At 41.6% G+C, this 16,654-nt stretch carries 19 protein-coding genes; 12 read left to right on the forward strand and 7 right to left on the reverse strand.

Going from position 1 to position 16,654, the window contains the following annotated elements; all coding sequences use genetic code 11:
- Positions 1-273: 273 nt before the first annotated feature.
- Positions 274-996: a 1-(5-phosphoribosyl)-5-[(5-phosphoribosylamino)methylideneamino]imidazole-4-carboxamide isomerase gene (gene hisA / locus DQN48_RS02435; protein WP_041913275.1), complete on the reverse strand. Its 723-nt coding sequence runs from the start codon at positions 994-996 to the stop codon at positions 274-276.
- 97 nt (positions 997-1,093) lie between these two features.
- Here hisA and DQN48_RS02440 point away from each other — a divergent pair, with 97 nt between their 5' ends.
- From DQN48_RS02440 to xseA, 11 genes are read left to right on the forward strand one after another with little or no spacing between them, the layout of a single operon-like run.
- On the forward strand, positions 1,094-2,779 hold the full coding sequence (locus DQN48_RS02440; RefSeq protein ID WP_013022798.1) for an N-6 DNA methylase: 1,686 nt from the start codon (positions 1,094-1,096) through the stop codon (positions 2,777-2,779).
- On the forward strand, positions 2,776-3,240 hold the full coding sequence (locus tag DQN48_RS02445; RefSeq protein ID WP_013022799.1) for an acyltransferase: 465 nt from the start codon (positions 2,776-2,778) through the stop codon (positions 3,238-3,240). Before DQN48_RS02440 ends, DQN48_RS02445 begins: the two co-directional genes overlap by 4 nt.
- The gene (locus DQN48_RS02450) at positions 3,227-3,418 is read left to right on the forward strand and encodes a hypothetical protein (protein WP_013022800.1); all 192 of its coding nucleotides are present in this window, start codon (positions 3,227-3,229) and stop codon (positions 3,416-3,418) included. Before DQN48_RS02445 ends, DQN48_RS02450 begins: the two co-directional genes overlap by 14 nt.
- A gap of 60 nt (positions 3,419-3,478) precedes the next feature.
- On the forward strand, positions 3,479-3,679 hold the full coding sequence (locus DQN48_RS02455) for a flagellar biosynthesis anti-sigma factor FlgM (RefSeq protein WP_013022801.1): 201 nt from the start codon (positions 3,479-3,481) through the stop codon (positions 3,677-3,679).
- 36 nt (positions 3,680-3,715) lie between these two features.
- Positions 3,716-4,144: a hypothetical protein gene (locus DQN48_RS02460; protein ID WP_013022802.1), complete on the forward strand. Its 429-nt coding sequence runs from the start codon at positions 3,716-3,718 to the stop codon at positions 4,142-4,144.
- A gap of 2 nt (positions 4,145-4,146) precedes the next feature.
- The gene (gene flgK / locus DQN48_RS02465) at positions 4,147-5,967 is read left to right on the forward strand and encodes a flagellar hook-associated protein FlgK (RefSeq protein WP_013022803.1); all 1,821 of its coding nucleotides are present in this window, start codon (positions 4,147-4,149) and stop codon (positions 5,965-5,967) included.
- On the forward strand, positions 5,964-6,719 hold the full coding sequence (locus DQN48_RS02470) for a TIGR02757 family protein (RefSeq protein WP_013022804.1): 756 nt from the start codon (positions 5,964-5,966) through the stop codon (positions 6,717-6,719). Before flgK ends, DQN48_RS02470 begins: the two co-directional genes overlap by 4 nt.
- A gap of 58 nt (positions 6,720-6,777) precedes the next feature.
- Complete coding sequence (rpmB, locus tag DQN48_RS02475; RefSeq protein WP_013022805.1) at positions 6,778-6,966, forward strand: 50S ribosomal protein L28; 189 nt, start codon at positions 6,778-6,780, stop codon at positions 6,964-6,966.
- 21 nt (positions 6,967-6,987) lie between these two features.
- Positions 6,988-7,512 (forward strand): CDP-diacylglycerol--glycerol-3-phosphate 3-phosphatidyltransferase, encoded by a 525-nt coding sequence (gene pgsA / locus DQN48_RS02480; RefSeq protein WP_041913074.1) that lies wholly within the window; start codon positions 6,988-6,990, stop codon positions 7,510-7,512.
- Positions 7,512-8,573, forward strand: coding sequence for an RIP metalloprotease RseP (gene rseP, locus DQN48_RS02485; RefSeq protein WP_013022807.1), 1,062 nt, complete (start codon positions 7,512-7,514; stop codon positions 8,571-8,573). Before pgsA ends, rseP begins: the two co-directional genes overlap by 1 nt.
- On the forward strand, positions 8,566-9,822 hold the full coding sequence (gene xseA, locus DQN48_RS02490; RefSeq protein ID WP_013022808.1) for an exodeoxyribonuclease VII large subunit: 1,257 nt from the start codon (positions 8,566-8,568) through the stop codon (positions 9,820-9,822). The genes rseP and xseA overlap by 8 nt, the downstream gene beginning before the upstream one ends.
- On the opposite strand, the gene DQN48_RS02495 is transcribed toward xseA, so the two are convergent.
- From DQN48_RS02495 to DQN48_RS02520, 6 genes are read right to left on the reverse strand one after another with little or no spacing between them, the layout of a single operon-like run.
- Positions 9,809-10,642 carry an ankyrin repeat domain-containing protein gene (locus tag DQN48_RS02495; RefSeq protein WP_013022809.1) on the reverse strand — a complete coding sequence of 278 codons (834 nt, stop codon included), beginning with the start codon at positions 10,640-10,642 and terminating at the stop codon, positions 9,809-9,811. The two genes, xseA and DQN48_RS02495, sit on opposite strands and share 14 nt — an antisense overlap.
- Positions 10,639-11,133: an HIT family protein gene (locus DQN48_RS02500; RefSeq protein WP_013022810.1), complete on the reverse strand. Its 495-nt coding sequence runs from the start codon at positions 11,131-11,133 to the stop codon at positions 10,639-10,641. Before DQN48_RS02500 ends, DQN48_RS02495 begins: the two co-directional genes overlap by 4 nt.
- A gap of 8 nt (positions 11,134-11,141) precedes the next feature.
- The gene (locus DQN48_RS02505; protein ID WP_013022811.1) at positions 11,142-12,614 is read right to left on the reverse strand and encodes a Mur ligase family protein; all 1,473 of its coding nucleotides are present in this window, start codon (positions 12,612-12,614) and stop codon (positions 11,142-11,144) included.
- 1 nt (position 12,615) lies between these two features.
- Positions 12,616-12,888, reverse strand: a complete 273-nt coding sequence (locus tag DQN48_RS02510) for an acylphosphatase (RefSeq protein WP_013022812.1) — start codon at positions 12,886-12,888, stop codon at positions 12,616-12,618.
- A gap of 2 nt (positions 12,889-12,890) precedes the next feature.
- Complete coding sequence (locus DQN48_RS02515) at positions 12,891-13,595, reverse strand: alpha/beta fold hydrolase (RefSeq protein WP_013022813.1); 705 nt, start codon at positions 13,593-13,595, stop codon at positions 12,891-12,893.
- The gene (locus tag DQN48_RS02520; RefSeq protein WP_013022814.1) at positions 13,595-14,629 is read right to left on the reverse strand and encodes a D-alanine--D-alanine ligase; all 1,035 of its coding nucleotides are present in this window, start codon (positions 14,627-14,629) and stop codon (positions 13,595-13,597) included. The genes DQN48_RS02515 and DQN48_RS02520 overlap by 1 nt, the downstream gene beginning before the upstream one ends.
- 219 nt (positions 14,630-14,848) lie before the next feature.
- Here DQN48_RS02520 and DQN48_RS02525 point away from each other — a divergent pair, with 219 nt between their 5' ends.
- Positions 14,849-16,138: a citrate synthase gene (locus DQN48_RS02525; RefSeq protein WP_041913075.1), complete on the forward strand. Its 1,290-nt coding sequence runs from the start codon at positions 14,849-14,851 to the stop codon at positions 16,136-16,138.
- Positions 16,139-16,654: the final 516 nt, after the last annotated feature.

Below are 16,654 nucleotides of genomic sequence, written 5' to 3' on the forward strand. Positions count from 1 at the left end.
CGCAGATTTTTATTCTTGAATTTTTTGTTTCCATCATTCTTTGTGTTATTTATGCATTTTTTGATTTCTCCTACCCTTGATTCCCCCCCCCATTGTCTTGCGTGGCATTGAAGTGAATTTTTGGCTACTTCCCTCTTGATAGATTCCCTGCTAATTCTTCTGGTGGTGGTTTTGGAGATGGGGGGGGGATTTGTCTTTCTTTGCTTGGAGTGGCTACTTGTTGAATTTCTTTCATAAATCCATCTAAATTCAAGTTAAGGTTCATTCCTTGACTCATTGAATTTCTTGCAGAAGCCCTTCTAGGTCGATTTGCTTTTCATAGAATGCCTTGCCTATGATGACTCCACCCTGGAGATTTTCTCGCAAAAAACATTCTTTTAACATTTGCAGATCTTTTTTTGCGCTAAATCCTCCACTGGCGATGCAATATTTCCCACTGGCCCTGGCAATCTCCATGCTAAAGGGGATGTTGATGCCACTTAGAGCTCCATCCCTGGAGATATCTGTGCAAATGACTGCCTCTACTTTGGAATGAGAGAATTTCTTTGCAAATTCTGTGGCGCTAATATTTTGTACCTCTTCCCAGCCATGAATGGCGACCTTGCCCTCTTTGGCATCGATGCCAATGGCGATGGGATAGCGCTCTGCCATCTGGATGGAAAAATCAGGATCTTGCAATGCAATGGAGCCAAGGATGATGCGAGAGACGCCAAGATTTAGATAAGCCTTGATGCTCTCCTCATTTCTCACCCCTCCACCGATTTGGATTTTGATGCGAGTTTGTGTGGCAATTTTTTTGATGACTTCAAAATTCTGCGGGCTACCGCAAAATGCACCATTGAGATCCACGATATGCAGCCACCGCGCTCCGATTTTTTCAAAATATTTGGCAAACTCGTAGGGATCTCCATAAATGGTAGCACTTTGCATAGCTCCCTTGTAGAGGCGTACAGCATGACCATCTTTGAGATCAATGGCAGGAAAAATTTCAAACATCCCTTCCCCTTTTTTTGCTAGATGGGGCCCATTATAATCAAAAAAATGAAATTTTGATAAAATACTAAAAAGTGTCAAAACTTGGGCTGGAAGGGTCATGCAGGAGCAAGGGCTAAAAAAACTCGTTGATTGTTTTGGGTATCTCAAGCGCTATTACACCGATATTTTTGATGCATTGCACGCGATGCTTGAGTTGCTTTTGCTGCAAAAAAAATACCAAATCTTTGATGGTGTGCCAAAGGAGTCTTTGATACGCCAAAAAATCAAAGATCTCGCTTTGCAGGATTCTTTAATCTTGCAGGCAAATTTTAAACTCTGCAGACTAGAGAAATATTTTGCAGATATGGTGGTGGATCTAGAGATTGTAGAAGAGTTTTTCTTCATTATTACCCAGCAAAAAACCTCCAATAAGCTATATTATTACTCCACTCCCTTGCAGGTTAATCGCCTGCTTATAGGGCTTTTACAGATTGAAGAAGATGATAAAATCTATAATCCCTGTTATGGTATGGGGAGCATTTTTTTGAGCCTTGTGCAGATGCAAAAAAATATAGAGCTCTATGGCGAAGAGCTAGATCCTAGGCTTTCTCAGATTGCATTTTTGATTTTGCAAATCTGTGAGATCCCAACTCATGGCCTTTATGTCAATGATCTACTCAAATCCCCGCGTTTTGTGGATGGTGATCAATTCCAAATTTTTGACAAGGTGCTTTGCAATCCACCCTTGTATGCGCATCTTGGCATTGATTTTCTCAAAAAAGACCAGCGATTTCATCCCATCGGTGCTATTGCTAAGCATTATCCCGAGCTGATTTTTTTAATTCATTCTCTCTCCCATCTCAAAAAATGTGGTGTCTTCATCGTGCGCAATCAAGTGCTGCAAAAAAATGCTTCAGAGGCCAAGGTGCGCTCACGCCTTTGTAAGCAGAGAATGATAAGATCTATCATTGAGCTGCCAAAAAATATTTTTCCTCATCAAAATAATGATTTTTCCATCGTTGTGATCATGCCAAATAGCGAGGAGATTTTGCATATCAATGCTAGTGATGAGTTTTTCTATGAGCGAGAGGGGAAATATAATCGGCTCAAAAATATTGAGGTGATTTTGGAAATTTTCTTCCAGCAAAAAGAGGGCAAATATAGCAAGATTACAAAAACCGCAATGATAGAAAATGGGGATTTGCGTGCAAGTCACTTCATCTCCAAAAAAGAGCCTCACCAGGGAAATCGTTTGCGCGATATTGGTTTTGAGGTGATGCGCGGCCAGCGGGTGTATGGAGGCAAGAGTGATGAGGAGATTTGCTTTTTTGATGTGGGGATTGCAGACTTTGCACCACTGGGATTTTGCTCTGTGTTTGAAAATAAAAAGTATCGTGGCGACCCCAAAAAAATCAAAAAATACCAGCTCAAGCCCTATGACATCTTGCTATCTTTGCGTGGCGCAACACCCAAAGTCACTATACTTGGCGAGATTTATCAGATTTGCGTGGCAAATGTAGGCGTGGTGATTCTGCGTCATAAAAATAAGCAAAGAGCTCTGGCACTGTATTGTTATTTATTTTTGTTTGAGGGTGCACAAAGACTTAGGGAAATCTATGAAAAAAGCAGCGATGGGGTTTTGGATCTCCAAAGCTTGCTAGATTTTACCCTGCCAAAAGATTATGAGAGCATCGCGGAGAAAAATCTGCCAAAAATTTTAGATTTTGCAGAGCAATTCCAAGATCTAGAGCAAAGGATTCATGCATTGAGGCAGCAAAAAATTTCAACCCAGGAGGCAGAATGAGGGTCATAGAATCTGGTTTGTGCGATGTGAGGGCAGAGGAAAGTGTCACAGTGATGATGCCAAGCAATCTCTATGGATGCAGATTGATGGAAGATGTGTTCATCGGGCCTTTTGTGGAGGTGCAGTGTGATGTGGTTATTGGTGCGCGCACAAGGGTGCAGAGCCATAGTTTTATTTGTTCTTTGGTGGAGATTGGGGAGGATTGTTTCATTGGGCATGGAGTGATGTTTATTAATGATACTTTTTTGGGAGGAAGGCTTGCTAAAGAGAATAAGGAATGGAAAAAAACCCGCATTGGCAATCGTGTTTTGATAGGAAGTAATGCTACAATATTGCCAGTGTATATTTGTGATGATGTGGCAATCGGTGCTGGTAGTGTAGTGGTCAAAGATATCACAGAGAGTGGGATTTATGCAGGGAATCCCGCAAGGAAAATAAAGGATATTTGTGAAAAAAATTGATTTTAAGCTTTGGTTGTTTCCTAGCATCTGCTTTTTGTTTTTTATCTATGGAATGGCTTTTTTGTTTGTCTACACTTATAACGACGGCTTCGGGCGGCATTTGCTGGTGGAAAATAAAGCATCCAAACCCTTGGATGGTGATGCGATTCGCAATGAACTCAAGAAGATCGCAGAATGATAAAAAATTTTGTTTTTTTACCGATCCTTAGAGGAAATTATGAATTTCTAAGGAGTAAAGATGCTAAATATCATCGGGAAGAACCCCATGGTTGCGAATGTTGATAGCAAGATCCATAAAGTAGGAGATCAAAAAGTCCAAGCAGAAAAAATCCAAAGCGACAAAGTAGAAAAAATCAGTCAAGCGGTCAAAAGTGGAGGCTATAAAGTTGATTTGCAGGCAACTTCTGAAAAAATGGCACTAAATTTGCTTGGTCTATAAAAACCCCTTGGGGTATTTATAGAATTAGGACGTAAGATGTTGTATAAATATTTACGAGGCGCTATCAGCGACCTTGATGCTTTGATTTCTTTGACAGAGTGCGATATCCAGGATATCCAAGAGGCTAATCACGATGCGGTTTTTGCGCGGAATTTGGAAAAGCAGCCTCTTATCCTATCCTTTGAAAACAAAAAAAATATGGCACAGCAAGAAATTCTCAATCTCAGGGACAGTGATTCACAGAAAAGTCTTGCCGAGCTCCTAGATGATGAGGTCAACATTCTGCTAGAGCAAATGAAACAAAAGTTGCAAAATCTCAAAAATCTCAATACCAATTATGCGCGTATGGTTTTTGCTGTTTCAGAATTCTATTCTTCCCTTTTACATCAGATCGTCCCCCATGAGGTGAATGGTTATAGCGGCCCTCGAACTGCTCAAAGCACATTTTTGAAGATCAGGGTATAGAGATGGGCGGTATTTTCACTTCTCTTGGTACTTCTTATACGGGACTACAAGCCAATCAATTGATGGTGGATGTAACTGGGAATAACATCTCTAATGCCAGCAATGAATTCTACAGCCGTGAGCGCGTGCTTTCTGCTCCTGAAAAGTCACTGTTAATAGGAGGTAATCTTGTGGGTAGAGGGGTGGATATCCAGGCTGTCCAGAGAATCCACAATGATTTTGTTTTTGATCGCTATTCCAAGGCTGCAGAGGCCTATAGTTTTGCAGAAACAGAGTTCAATCATCTAGAAGAAGCTTCCTCTTTCTTCCCCGATGTGGATGATCTTGGGATCATGTCAGATCTCAAGGAATATTTCAATGCATGGAAGGATATTTCCAAAAATCCCAGCTATTCAGCTCAAAAGCAAGTACTTGCAGAAAAAGCAAAGGTTTTCACTCAGCACCTCAAGGATGTTCGCTCTAAGGTTGTGGATCTGCAAAAAAAAGCATCAGATGATTTAGAGATTCGAGTCAAGGAAATCAATGACATTGGTGCGCATATCGCCAAGCTCAATAAAGAAATCAAGGTGATGGAGGACAAAGAAATCTATAAGCGGGCCAATACGCTGCGCGATCAACGCGACGAATTGGAATTCAAGATGCGTGAACTTCTTGGTGGGAATGTCTTCAAAGATAAATTAGCTAGTCAGGGCAGGTTGGATCGCGATTCTGCGGATTTTGATGAGGATTATTTGTTTAGTATTGGCAGGGGGTTAAACATCGTGGATGGAGGTACTTTCCATCCTATTGTTTTGCAGAAGGATAATAATTCTGCTGGTCTTAATCGCGTCTATTTGCAAGGTTATGATTTCAAACCCATTGAAATTACGGATAAGTTGGTATCTGGGAAGATTGGAGCGTTGATTGACCTGTATAATGATGGGCACAATGGCACCAAGGTGGGAAAATTTCAAAATTATATCAACATGCTAGATACCTTTGCAAGGAGCTTCATTGAGGCGAGCAATGCGATTTATGCCCAAAGTGCCACGCATAGGATTGAGAGTGCACCCCTAGAACTTGAGGATAATGTCGCATTTGGGGATACCAATTACAACCTCAAGCAGGGCAGCTTTGATCTTGTAGTCTATGATGCAGATGGCAATGAAGTCGTAAAAAAAAGTGTCCAAATCAGTGACATTACCACCATGCGCGATGTGGTCAATCAAATCAATGCAAACACCGATGATAACGGCGATCATAACTCAAAAAATGATGTTGATGATTTTTTCAGGGCTTATTACAATAACAAATCCAAGCGCTTCATCATTGAGCCCACAAAGTCTGTCAATGGTTTTTCTGTTGCCATTCGCGATCATGGCACTAATTTCCCAGGGGTTTTTGGAATCAATAGCTTTTTTGAGGGGGATAGTGCGGCAAATATCGAACTCAATTACGCCTATCAAAAAGATGCGACAACCATCCGCACGTGGATGGCTCCTGTGACAGGGAATTTTGAGATTGCTAACATGATGCAGCAAATGCAATATGATGACATTGAGTTTTATGACAATAAATTTGATATCAAAAAGATGAAGCTTAGTGAATTTTATGAATTTATCGCAACAAAACTTGCTACAGATACTCAGAGTGCACAAACCACAATGAATACAAAAAAGGCACTTTTGGAATCTGCCAAAAAAGAACATTTGTCTATTTCGCAGGTAAGTGTAGATGAGGAAATGGTGAATTTGATCAAATTTCAGAGTGGTTATTCGGCCAATGCAAAGGTAATTACTGCTATTGATAAGATGATTGACACATTGCTAAGCATCAAGCAATGACACTGCACCAAAAGCTAGAATATCACTATCATCTGAGAAATGAAAATGAAGATTTTCTTACCCCAGATCCCATTATGGTGCTCAAAGAATATGCAGAACACAAGCATTTTGAGCTCATCGCACTTACCTGTGCGCTTTTTTCCTATGGAAATGCAAGGCAGATTGTCAAGTTTTTGCGAGCCCTGGATTTTGATTGTTTGGATAAGCGCACGCTTAAGCATGTCATTTTTCCTCATTATCGTTTTCAAAATGCTCATGATGTGCAGATGTTTTTTGAGATTTTGCAAAAGATTGGTGCTAGCGGCGGGATCAAGGCAGTGATGTTAGAAGGCTATTATCAAGCCAAGCAAAGCCAAGGCCAGGAAGGAATTTTGCGTGCCATTGGCAAATGTATAGAAAAAATGTATGCCCAAATCAAACAGAAACCAAGCAGAGGGTTAGAGCACTTGCTAGGCAGCAGAGGCGCTTCAAAGTCCCCGCTAAAGCGTTACAATCTTTTCTTGCGTTGGATGGTGCGAAAGGATAAGATTGATTTTGGATGCTGGAGGGAATTTTTGCCAAGTGATTTGATTTTGCCTCTGGATGTCCATACGTTTATGGTTTCTAGAAAACTTGGGCTTTTAGAGCGCAAGACCTGTGACCTGAAATCTGCATTGTTGCTCACAGATGTCCTTAAACAATATGACAGCAAAGATCCGGTGAAATATGACTTCGCACTCTATCGAATTGGGCAAGAAAAAATCCTAATTTAGCTAAGGTTTTTTATTTTTTTTCACTATAATGTCAGAAAGTATTTATAAAGGAAAAGTAATGGCAAAAAAATGTTTTCTTACTGGCAAGGGACCCATGGTCGGCAATCATGTAAGTCATGCGAACAACAAGACAAAAAAGCGCTCACTTCCCAATCTTAGGACTGTTCGCATCAAACTTGAAGATGGAGGCTCCATGCGCATCAAAGTCGCAGCTTCTACCTTGCGCACAATGAAAAAACGCTCATAACCCAGCTTGATAACCAAGCTGATGAAAAATTTACCAAATGTTCTTACAACTTCCAGAATCGTTATCTCAATCTTAATTATTTTTGTTTTGCTGCATGGTACAACTCTGGGGTTTCACTCCCCCAAGGCTGTGGCTTTTTGGTTTTTTTTGATTGCTTCTATTACAGATTTTTTTGATGGTTATTTGGCGCGCAGATATGATCTGGTCTCGGTTTTTGGTGAAGTTTTTGATCCTCTTGCAGACAAAATGCTCATCCTTGGTACATTTATTGGTCTGCTTGCTATTGGCGAAATCAATCCCTGGGCAGTGTTTATTATTTTGAGTCGTGAGTTTTTTATCACAGGATTGCGTGTGGTGGTTGCTAGCAATCAGCATAGCGTACGTGCAGGGATCTTGGGAAAATGCAAGACGGTTCTGCAAATGGGGGCTGTTTGCCTTTTGTTGCTGGGCTGGTATGGGGGGGATGTGGTATTGTGGGTGGCTACCTTTGTCACCCTCTATTCTGGTTTGGACTATGCCCTGCGTTATTACAAAAGTATGAAATAATGTTTATACTCTTTGCCTGTCTTATTCTCGCATTTTTAATTTTTTTTCATGAATTGGGGCATTTTTTGGCAGCCAAGCTTTTTGGCATTCATGTAGAGGTTTTTAGTATTGGTTTTGGTAAAAAGTTGCTTACAAAGACTCACAGGGGCACAGAATACGCACTTTCTTTGATTCCATTGGGTGGATATGTGAAGCTCAAAGGTCAAAATGATCTTGATGCTCTGCATTCACAAGGGGGAAAAGATAGCTATAGTGACAAAAACCCATTAGTTCGCATTGCCGTACTCTTTGCAGGTCCTTTTTTTAATCTCATTCTTGCTTTTTTAATCTATGTTGTTGTGGCGATGATGGGCATCCAGGTGATCCCCCCAGTTGTTGGCAAAGTATTGAAGGATAGTCCTGCTTATGAGGCTGGGATCCTACCAGGAGATCGGATTTTGAGCATCAATAATCAAGGTGTGAATCGCTGGAATCAGGTCTATGAACTCATCAGTCAGGAGCAAAAAATTCAGCTTAGGATTTTGCGCAATAACATGGAATATGAATTTTTTCTCCAAACAAAGCCTATAGAAGATCCTGCTAATTCCCAAAAAAAGCATTATCGCATCGGAATTGTCGCGAAAAATGAGATAGAGACCCTATATCTTCCCTTTGATGGGGCACTGGAATATGGGTGTACTAAGGTTTGGGAATCTTCCTTTCTCATTCTATCTGGCCTCCAGAAGCTGTTGCAGGGTGCCATCCCCATGACCGAGATTAGTGGGCCGGTGATGATTGTAGATAGCATTGCGCAGTTTGCCCAAAAGGATTTTGTGGTGATGCTGCTTTGGGTGGCTCTCATTTCTGTGAATCTTGGGATTTTGAATCTCTTGCCAATCCCAGCGCTAGATGGTGGGCAGATTTTATTCAATCTCTATGAGTTGCTTACCAGAAAGCCACTGCATGAACAAGGTGTCAAATATTTGACTCTACTTGGCTGGCTGATTTTGCTTGGTCTTATGAGCCTAGGGCTTTATAATGATATAGCTAGGATTTTTACTCAAGGCGCGCTGCATGGCTAATCCTTTGAGTGTATCTGCGCTCAATGCGCAGATACAGGCCTTATTAGAGACGACTTTTTTGCAGGTATGCGTGGAGGGGGAGATTAGCAACCTCACCAAGCACAACAGCGGGCATTTTTATTTTTCTATCAAGGATCAGGATTCTGTTATTTCCTGTGTGCTGTTTCGTGGTAACGCCCAAAAACTTCGCTTTGTGTTAGAAAATGCACAAAAAGTTATCGTGCAGGGCAGCATCAGCGTATATGTCCCTCGTGGGAATTATCAGATCCTCTGCACCAATATCACCCCTTTTGGCCAGGGTGCGCTGCATCTAGCTTATGAGCAACTTAGAAAAAAATATGAAAAACTGGGTTATTTTGATGCCGCGCTCAAGAAGAAGATGCCAAAATTCCCTAAAAAAATCGCACTCATCACTTCCAACACAGGCGCGGCCTTGCAGGATATGCTAAGTGTGGCCAAGAAGCGTTGGAATCTTGTGAAGTTAGTGAATTTTGATACTCTGGTGCAAGGAGATGAGGCAAAATTCCAGATTGCAGATCGCATTGCCTATGTGGATGGTTTTTTTGGCAGCTCCGATGCCTTTGATGTGATGATCATTGGGAGAGGTGGGGGCAGCATGGAGGATCTCTGGGCATTTAATGAAGAGATTGTGATGCAGGCGATTTTTGAGGCTAGGACCCCGATTGTCTCGGCAGTAGGACATGAGATTGATGTGGTGTTGAGTGATTTTGTCGCAGATCTGCGTGCCCCCACTCCTTCTGCTGCCATGGAGATGATTCTGCCAGAAAAACATCATTGGCTCTTGGTTTTGGATGAGATGGGAGAGGAAATCTCTTTGAAAATGCAAAAATATCTAGCACAGATGCAGGATCGACTGTCAGATTATGAATATTTTTTGCAGCAGTGTAATGTGGGGGGTAGGATTCATCTTGCTGAGGAAATCTTGCAAAATCTCTTGGTATCACTGAAGCAAGCAGCAAGGATTTTTTTTGATTGTAGGGCAAATCTCCTTGCCACAGAAGGACAGATGGCAATGGCGATGGAAAAATTTTTGCAAGATAAAAAACTCGAGCTTTTGAAATGGGAGAGATTGCTGCGGTGTGAGAGAGAAAAAGATAGAGCCATCCAGATTTCTCATGATGGCAGAAAGGTGGATTTGCAAAATCTTGTAATAGGAGATTTGATAGAAATCTTTGATGATCAGGGATTTGTATCCGCGCAGATCACACAGGATTTCACCAAGCTCTAGTGGTGGTTTTGGAGGTTTTATAGAGCGTTTGCTGGGAGTTGTTGATATTGTATTGAATGGCAAAGCCATATTGGATGTTCATGACCCCAGAGCTAGAGATTGATACGCTGCGGTAAGCATCACGTGGGATGTTAAGACTAGCAATCCCGGAACTAGAGCGAGGGGCTAGAGTCTTGTTGATAGGCATTTCTGTGATGAGTTCTCCATTGATATAGAGTGCGACATTAGTGATGGTGATGAAGGAATTTGTGAGATTGGTGGCACTCACTCCTGCTGCGCCACTGCTCAAGGTAAAGGCACTGCTAGCAATGGCAAGATGGGAATTGTCCACGCGCAATGCAGGAATCAAGATGCGAGATAGGATGTACCTTGCTGGGGTATCTCCAGAGTTGTTTGGGATGTTCATATCTGCCCCGGCCTTGATGAGCAGGCGTAGAATATCGATATTATTTTTCATTGCTGCGTATTGCAAAGGAGTATTGCCTCGAATGCTATCTTTGACATTCACCCTTGCTCCAGCCTTGAGGAGTGCTTCTGTTAGGCGGATATTATTGAATTGCACCACCTTGTGCAATGCGGTTTCTCCATGGCAGATGGCATTGACATTGGCGTGATAATTGATGAGCAAATACACAGCTTGGGCATTGTTTTTCCTGGCTGCATCATACAAGGGAGTGCTGCCCCTAAGCCTCGCATTTACATTTGCACCTAGCTGCAGGCCTCTTTTGACATCCTGGAAATTATTGCTAAATAGAAGATAGTCATATTGATTGGCTAGCAATAAAGAGGAAAACAAAATTAAGAGAAAAAATCTTTTCATTTTTGCTCCTTGAGATAAATTTGAGAAAGTTTTTTGATTTTTTGAAAGATTTCCAAGAAATCCACGCCATAGACTCTAGTATCTGCGATACTGGTAATAAAATTGGTATCCCCATTATATCGAGGTAAAAGATGCAGATGCAGATGCCCAGGGATCCCAGCACCTGCTGCTTTTTTGATATTAATGCCAAAATTCACCCCCTGTGCTCCATATTCATAGAGCATGGGGATGGCTTTTTGGATGATGATTTGGAGATGTAGCCAGGTTTTGACAGGCAATTTTTCGGGGCTATCGATGTGTATGTTGGGGATAAAAAGCAGATGCCCGGGGATATAGGGGAAGCGATTCATGACCCCATAACAAAGCTCATCACGATAAAAAACCCTATTTTGTTCATCAAGCTGGGGATTTTGAGAAATCTCACAAAAGATGCAGCCCTCTGTTTGCGTCTCAAAATAATCTGTGCGCCAGGGAGCATAGATGTTTTGCATAGGGCCTCCTAAATGAAATTGGGAGCATCATTGGCAAATAAAATGAGATCTCCCTTGTAAGTGGAATTGAGCAAGAAATTTTGCAGCTGACTCTTGTCTTTGAGCACGATTTTTTGGGGCCTGCGGATGTGCTGGGATAGGATGTGGGAATTGAGTTCCCCGGTGATGATTGCCATATCAAAAGTAGAGTCAATGGCCTTTGCAAGAGTGATGTTGGATTTTTCATCACTTTCAATGATGCCAGGTGTGATGATGACCTTTCTGCCATCATAAAGTCCCGCAATCCGCACAGACTCTAGCATTCCATTGAGATTTCCATTGAAACTGCTATCCAAAATCATCTTGCCATTGACCACTTCCTTTGTCAGGCGATGGGGGATTGGCTGCAGGGTGCCAAGCACTCTTTGCATGGTTGGGATGGGGATTTTTAGATGATGGCCAAGCAGGATGGCAGCACTGAGGTTATGGATATTGAAGGCTCCAAGAATATTGGTTTTGAAGGTGTAGAAGTTTTGTTCAATCTCTAGCTCAAAGCTTGTTTCTTCAAGATTAGCTTGTTCATTGCGTAACTCTGTGGGGAAATATTGGATTTTTTTATTTTTGGAGAGATATTGTGGGAAGGTATTGTCTTTGAAAATCAGTGCAAATTCTAGTCTATTGCTCTCTAGCAACTCAAATTTTGTCTGCATGATATTCTCAAGTTTTTTAAAATATTCTAGATGTTGCTCGCCAACCTCGCCAATGATGCCATATTGGTGATTGAGCAAATGTGCAATCTCTGCGATATCACCCTTTTGGCGCGCACCGGCCTCTACGATGTAGATCTCTGTATGGGGAGGGAGATTTTCATTGATGTCGCTAACAATGCCCTTGATGGTGTTTACACTCCTTGGGGTGGCATAGACTTGGTATTGTGTGCGCAGGATTTGGTAGAGGAAGTTCTTGATGCTGGTTTTTCCATAACTTGCGGTGATGGCAATAATTTTTAGATCTTTGATGGAGTTGAGTTTTTTTTGCGCTTGTTTTTTGTAGCGGTTAAATAAAATGGCCTCAAAACAATAAGAACAGATGAGGCTAAAAATCAAACTCAAGAGGAAGAAAATATTGTTGTTGCTCTGTAAAAAGAATACCAAAACATACTGCTGCAATGCCATGAACGCAAATAAGATAATAAAAAAAGTTTTGATCCTCCTAGTGAATACGAGTTTTTTGTCTAGTCCGATAGCCCAATTTATCAATAAGGGCAGATAAAAGAGATAGAGGCTGATGAAGAGCAGAGTGGGGGAGTTGCTAGGCCCCACAGCGATAAAGAGTGCTAGGGGCAGGAGGAAATAGAGAAAATGCCAGATTTGCTTGTGATGTTTTGTGATAACACGATAAAAACTATAGTTGTACCATTGGAGATTGGTCTGGAGATAATATGCCAATGCAAAAATAAAAATCCAATTGGAAACAAAATAAAAAACAACAAGCCAATTCACTTTAATCCCTTAGAATGACAAAATCTTGGAATGCCTTTGGTGGGATGATTTTGGTTTGCACTGTATCCACCCGCGCGCGCTCAGGTCCGATTTTGAGCAGGGAGACAAAGGCGTTGAGGAATTCCATATCTGCCGCACTGGCATAGACTTCTACGCGAAAATCCTCTAGATTTCTTATGCTGCCAGTGATTTCTAGCTCCCTTGCTTTTTTTTGTGCAAAATTGCGATATCCCACGCCTTGGACTACGCCAGAAATTAAGATGTGTAGAGTCATTACTACTCCTTAAAATAAAGCTTTTCTATCATATCTCCTTGCTTCAGGAAAAAATAATGATCGCCTTCCAGCGCGTAGAATCGGCTATTCTTGATGAGTTTTGATATTTTTTCTCCCGAAGAAAGGCTTGTAGCTGAGTCTTGTTTGCCCCAAAAAATCACTGCCTTTTGTTCAAAATTGGCAAAATGCGGGGTGAAATCCTCATTCACGACATTTTTGAAGGTATTATACATGCCTTGGTTGAGATTTTTGGCATCCTTGCTGCGCATGAAACTTGTATTGAGGTAGAGGGACTTGCAAAGCTTTGCAAGTAGGATTTTTAGTCTGACTTTGAGGGGTTTTTTTTCCAAAATCCCAGCTGAACTTAGCAAAATGATGGGGTAGGGTAGGAGAGTGGCGACCTTGCCCCCAAAGCTATGCCCAAAGACAAGTTGGGGAGTTATGTCTAATGCGTGAAAAAATCTCTGCATAATCTCTGCATAATCCTGCGTATTTAGGGTTTGCTCATTGGGGCTGCGTCCAAATCCTGGTAGATCGATATAGCAATGATTGTATTGGGGAAAATATCTTTCAAAGGCGAGTTTCATGATTTCTTTGTTGCTGCCCCATCCGTGCAAAAACACGATATTTTGCTCGCTTTGGTGATGGATGAAGTCATAGGCAATGGGAAAATCATGGCCTTGATAGGAGATGATTCTTTGTGCCATTATTTTGCTTTTTGGATTTTTTTGATGTATTGATAATCAACAAAAATAGGTTTCTTTTTGGGGAGACTGGTGCAAAGTGATATTAGGGTTTTTTCAAAATCTTCAAAGAGATAGTTTGCCATGCTGCCAGGGATGGGATTGATTTCGTTGATGTAGATTTTGTCCTCATGGATGAAAAAATCACAGCGAATCAATGCGCCCTCAAAGCAATTTTCATAAAGAGCTTCAAAATGCTTCTGCATTTTGGTGACATTTTGCGCGGAGAGATTGGCATTCTCTATCTTGGAGTCGCGCGAAAAATCCAAATATTTGTCTTCAAAATCTAAAAATTCTTTTTTGCCAGGCTCCTCGATGAGGGAAAAAACAAAATCCCCCTGGATCTTGCAGCCAGCGAGATTGTATTCTTTGATGCCGCTGAAAAAAGGCTCGACCAACACGCTTGAGTCATATTCAAAAGCCTGATCGAGAGCAAAATTTAGGCTTTGGGGATCTTTTGCTATGCTGATGCCAATAGAGCTTCCTAGTCTTGCAGGCTTGATGATGAGAGGGAAGTCTAGGGGGATCTTTTGCTCTTGATGCTGTGTGAGATGGACAAATGGCAGAGTGGGGATGCCACGCTCTTTTGCAAAAATTTTTGTATAGAGCTTATTGAAACTCAGGACACTGGCCTCCACTCTAGGCCCGATGTAGGGGATATGATAAAAATCAAGCAATCCTGCAAGCGTGCCATCCTCTCCATCAGCTCCATGTACTAGATTGAGTAGGATGTCAAACTCTAATGGGTTTTTGCCAAAAAAACCAGAGGTAAAAAATCCTCTCCTATCAAGATGTAGGGGCTTTTGGGATTTGTGTTTTTTTTGAGCAAAGAAATCTGCTTGCATTTGATGGGATTGTATGTGGTAGAATCGATGTTCCTCATCTAGGAAGATGAAGAGTAGATTTTCTTGTTTTAGGACATTTTTGAGTGTGATAGCACTGACAATGCTGATCTCATGCTCCCAGCTTGCCCCACCAAATAAGATACAAAGAGTCATTTTTCATCCTCGTTTTTGCTAATTATAATATATTTGAGTAGAAATCACTGTGCCTGTTTCAAAGTTCTTGGGAAAATCCCAGTGGAGATTATTTAGTTTACCAGAGGATTGGGGAAAAGCTATATAAGAGAGCAGGAAGCGTAAAAATTGGCCGAGTTTCTTTCTTTTTGTTATTATTTCTATGCTTTTACTTATTACAAGATTTTACAAGGAGTTTTTATGGGTAGTGTTACTTTGATCAATAATGAAACGGGTCAACAATTTGAGTTTGATTTGATTGATTGCACCAGGGGGCCAAAGGCTATCAATTTTTCTAAGCTTTTTGAGACAGCAGGGATTTTTTCCTACGATCCAGGTTATGGTTCTACGGCAGGATGTGAGTCTACTATCAGCTATATTGATGGCCAGAAAGGTGAGCTATTCTATAAGGGCATCCCCATCCAAGAAGTTGTGGAAAAGTATAAATTCATTGATGTGTGCAAATTGCTTATTAGTGACTCTGCTCCCAAAAATGCCGCCGAGTCTTTGGAATTTGATCTAGAATTGCGTCATCGCGGATTTTTGCATGAAAAATTAAAAAGGATGTTTAACTTTTTCCCCGATAAGGCTCATCCTATGGCAACACTTTCTGCTCTTGTCTCTGTTCTTTCCACGCTTTATGTAGATCACAGAGATGAAGACATGGCAGATGATAGGGGCTATCAAACCATGGCAAGAAGAATCATCGCCAAAATTCCTACGATGGTGGCTTTTTGTTATCGCAATTCTGTGGGTGCACCATTCATCAATCCTGATATCAGCAAAAGTTATGTGGAAAACTTCCTCTATATGCTGCGCGGATATCCGCATGGTAGGATGAAGATTGGTAAGCATGGCGAACAGGAAATCACTGCGCTAGAGATTGAGGCATTGGATAAGATTTTGACATTGCATGCAGATCATGGGCAAAATGCCTCCACTACCACAGTGCGAAATGTTGCTTCCACAGGTGTGCATCCCTATGCCGCGATTTCCTCGGGGATATCGGCATTATGGGGGCATGCGCATGGTGGGGCGAATGAGAAAGTTTTGCGCCAGCTCAATGAAATCGGGGATATCAAAAATGTGGATCGATACATTGCTAGGGCAAAGGATAAGAGCGATCCCTTTAGATTGATGGGCTTTGGACATCGTGTGTACAAAAACTATGATCCCAGAGCGAAGACTCTCAAAAAACTCAAAGATGAATTGGATAAAAAAGGCATCAAAATGAATGCTCGCTTGAGTGAGATTGCTCATAAAATCGAGGAGGTGGCGTTGAATGATGAGTATTTCATTCAAAGAGGGCTTTATCCCAATGTGGATTTTTATTCAGGAATCATTCTCACAGCACTTCAGATCCCCACAGAGCTCTTTACTCCGATTTTTGTAATGGGAAGAATGCCGGGTTGGTGCGCACAGCTTATTGAGCACCACAAAAATCCCTCTGCAAGAATCACCCGCCCAAGACAGGTGTATTTGGGAAAATGATCCGCAAGGACCCAAGGGATGAGTCTCTTGGATCCTTGGGCTCTTTCTCTTCTATCATTGTTTTGGTTCTTGTTTTATTGGATTTTTTCTGGTCTCTGCTTTTTTTGATGCGTTTATCATCGCTGGGGTTTTTTTTGACCGCTTCTTGATCGTCTTTGCTCCCTGTGCTGCGACTTCTCGCCATGAGGTGATTTTTGCGACTCTAGTTGAGAAATTTACATCTTTATGCACAAAGGTTGGATTTATATGACTAGGGTTTTGGGTGTCTGTCTTCTTTGATTTTTGCTCCATTGGATGCAGTTGGAGCAAAGGCAGATAGGGAGATGCTAGAGCAAGATAAAAAAAGCAGGGCCTAATTAGAGGTTTTATCGCGCAGTCGCGATGAGGCATTGGTAAAAGGAGTGCTCAAAAAAGGCGAGAGGGTGGTGTCTCGCGGGCAGGATGTGTTGCAAATTACTAAATCTTTGTGGTCTTGGCGAATTTTGGTAAGAAATGCAGGGAGAAGTAAGCTGAAAG

This window comes from Helicobacter mustelae (genome assembly GCF_900476215.1).
Classification (GTDB): Bacteria; Campylobacterota; Campylobacteria; order Campylobacterales; family Helicobacteraceae; genus Helicobacter_H; species Helicobacter_H mustelae.

Bases quoted from the DNA above. Each gene is read 5' to 3' on its own strand.
- rpmB (WP_013022805.1), top strand. From the start codon at position 6,778: ATGGCAAAAAAATGTTTTCTTACTGGCAAGGGACCCATGGTCGGCAAT.
- xseA (WP_013022808.1), top strand. From the start codon at position 8,566: ATGGCTAATCCTTTGAGTGTATCTGCGCTCAATGCGCAGATACAGGCC.
- DQN48_RS02440 (WP_013022798.1), top strand. From the start codon at position 1,094: ATGCAGGAGCAAGGGCTAAAAAAACTCGTTGATTGTTTTGGGTATCTC.
- DQN48_RS02525 (WP_041913075.1), top strand. From the start codon at position 14,849: ATGGGTAGTGTTACTTTGATCAATAATGAAACGGGTCAACAATTTGAG.
- hisA (WP_041913275.1), bottom strand. From the start codon at position 996: ATGTTTGAAATTTTTCCTGCCATTGATCTCAAAGATGGTCATGCTGTA.
- DQN48_RS02510 (WP_013022812.1), bottom strand. From the start codon at position 12,888: ATGACTCTACACATCTTAATTTCTGGCGTAGTCCAAGGCGTGGGATAT.
- flgK (WP_013022803.1), top strand. From the start codon at position 4,147: ATGGGCGGTATTTTCACTTCTCTTGGTACTTCTTATACGGGACTACAA.
- DQN48_RS02455 (WP_013022801.1), top strand. From the start codon at position 3,479: ATGCTAAATATCATCGGGAAGAACCCCATGGTTGCGAATGTTGATAGC.
- DQN48_RS02520 (WP_013022814.1), bottom strand. From the start codon at position 14,629: ATGACTCTTTGTATCTTATTTGGTGGGGCAAGCTGGGAGCATGAGATC.
- DQN48_RS02460 (WP_013022802.1), top strand. From the start codon at position 3,716: ATGTTGTATAAATATTTACGAGGCGCTATCAGCGACCTTGATGCTTTG.
- DQN48_RS02500 (WP_013022810.1), bottom strand. From the start codon at position 11,133: ATGCAAAACATCTATGCTCCCTGGCGCACAGATTATTTTGAGACGCAA.
- pgsA (WP_041913074.1), top strand. From the start codon at position 6,988: ATGAAAAATTTACCAAATGTTCTTACAACTTCCAGAATCGTTATCTCA.
- DQN48_RS02445 (WP_013022799.1), top strand. From the start codon at position 2,776: ATGAGGGTCATAGAATCTGGTTTGTGCGATGTGAGGGCAGAGGAAAGT.
- DQN48_RS02515 (WP_013022813.1), bottom strand. From the start codon at position 13,595: ATGGCACAAAGAATCATCTCCTATCAAGGCCATGATTTTCCCATTGCC.
- DQN48_RS02470 (WP_013022804.1), top strand. From the start codon at position 5,964: ATGACACTGCACCAAAAGCTAGAATATCACTATCATCTGAGAAATGAA.
- DQN48_RS02495 (WP_013022809.1), bottom strand. From the start codon at position 10,642: ATGAAAAGATTTTTTCTCTTAATTTTGTTTTCCTCTTTATTGCTAGCC.
- rseP (WP_013022807.1), top strand. From the start codon at position 7,512: ATGTTTATACTCTTTGCCTGTCTTATTCTCGCATTTTTAATTTTTTTT.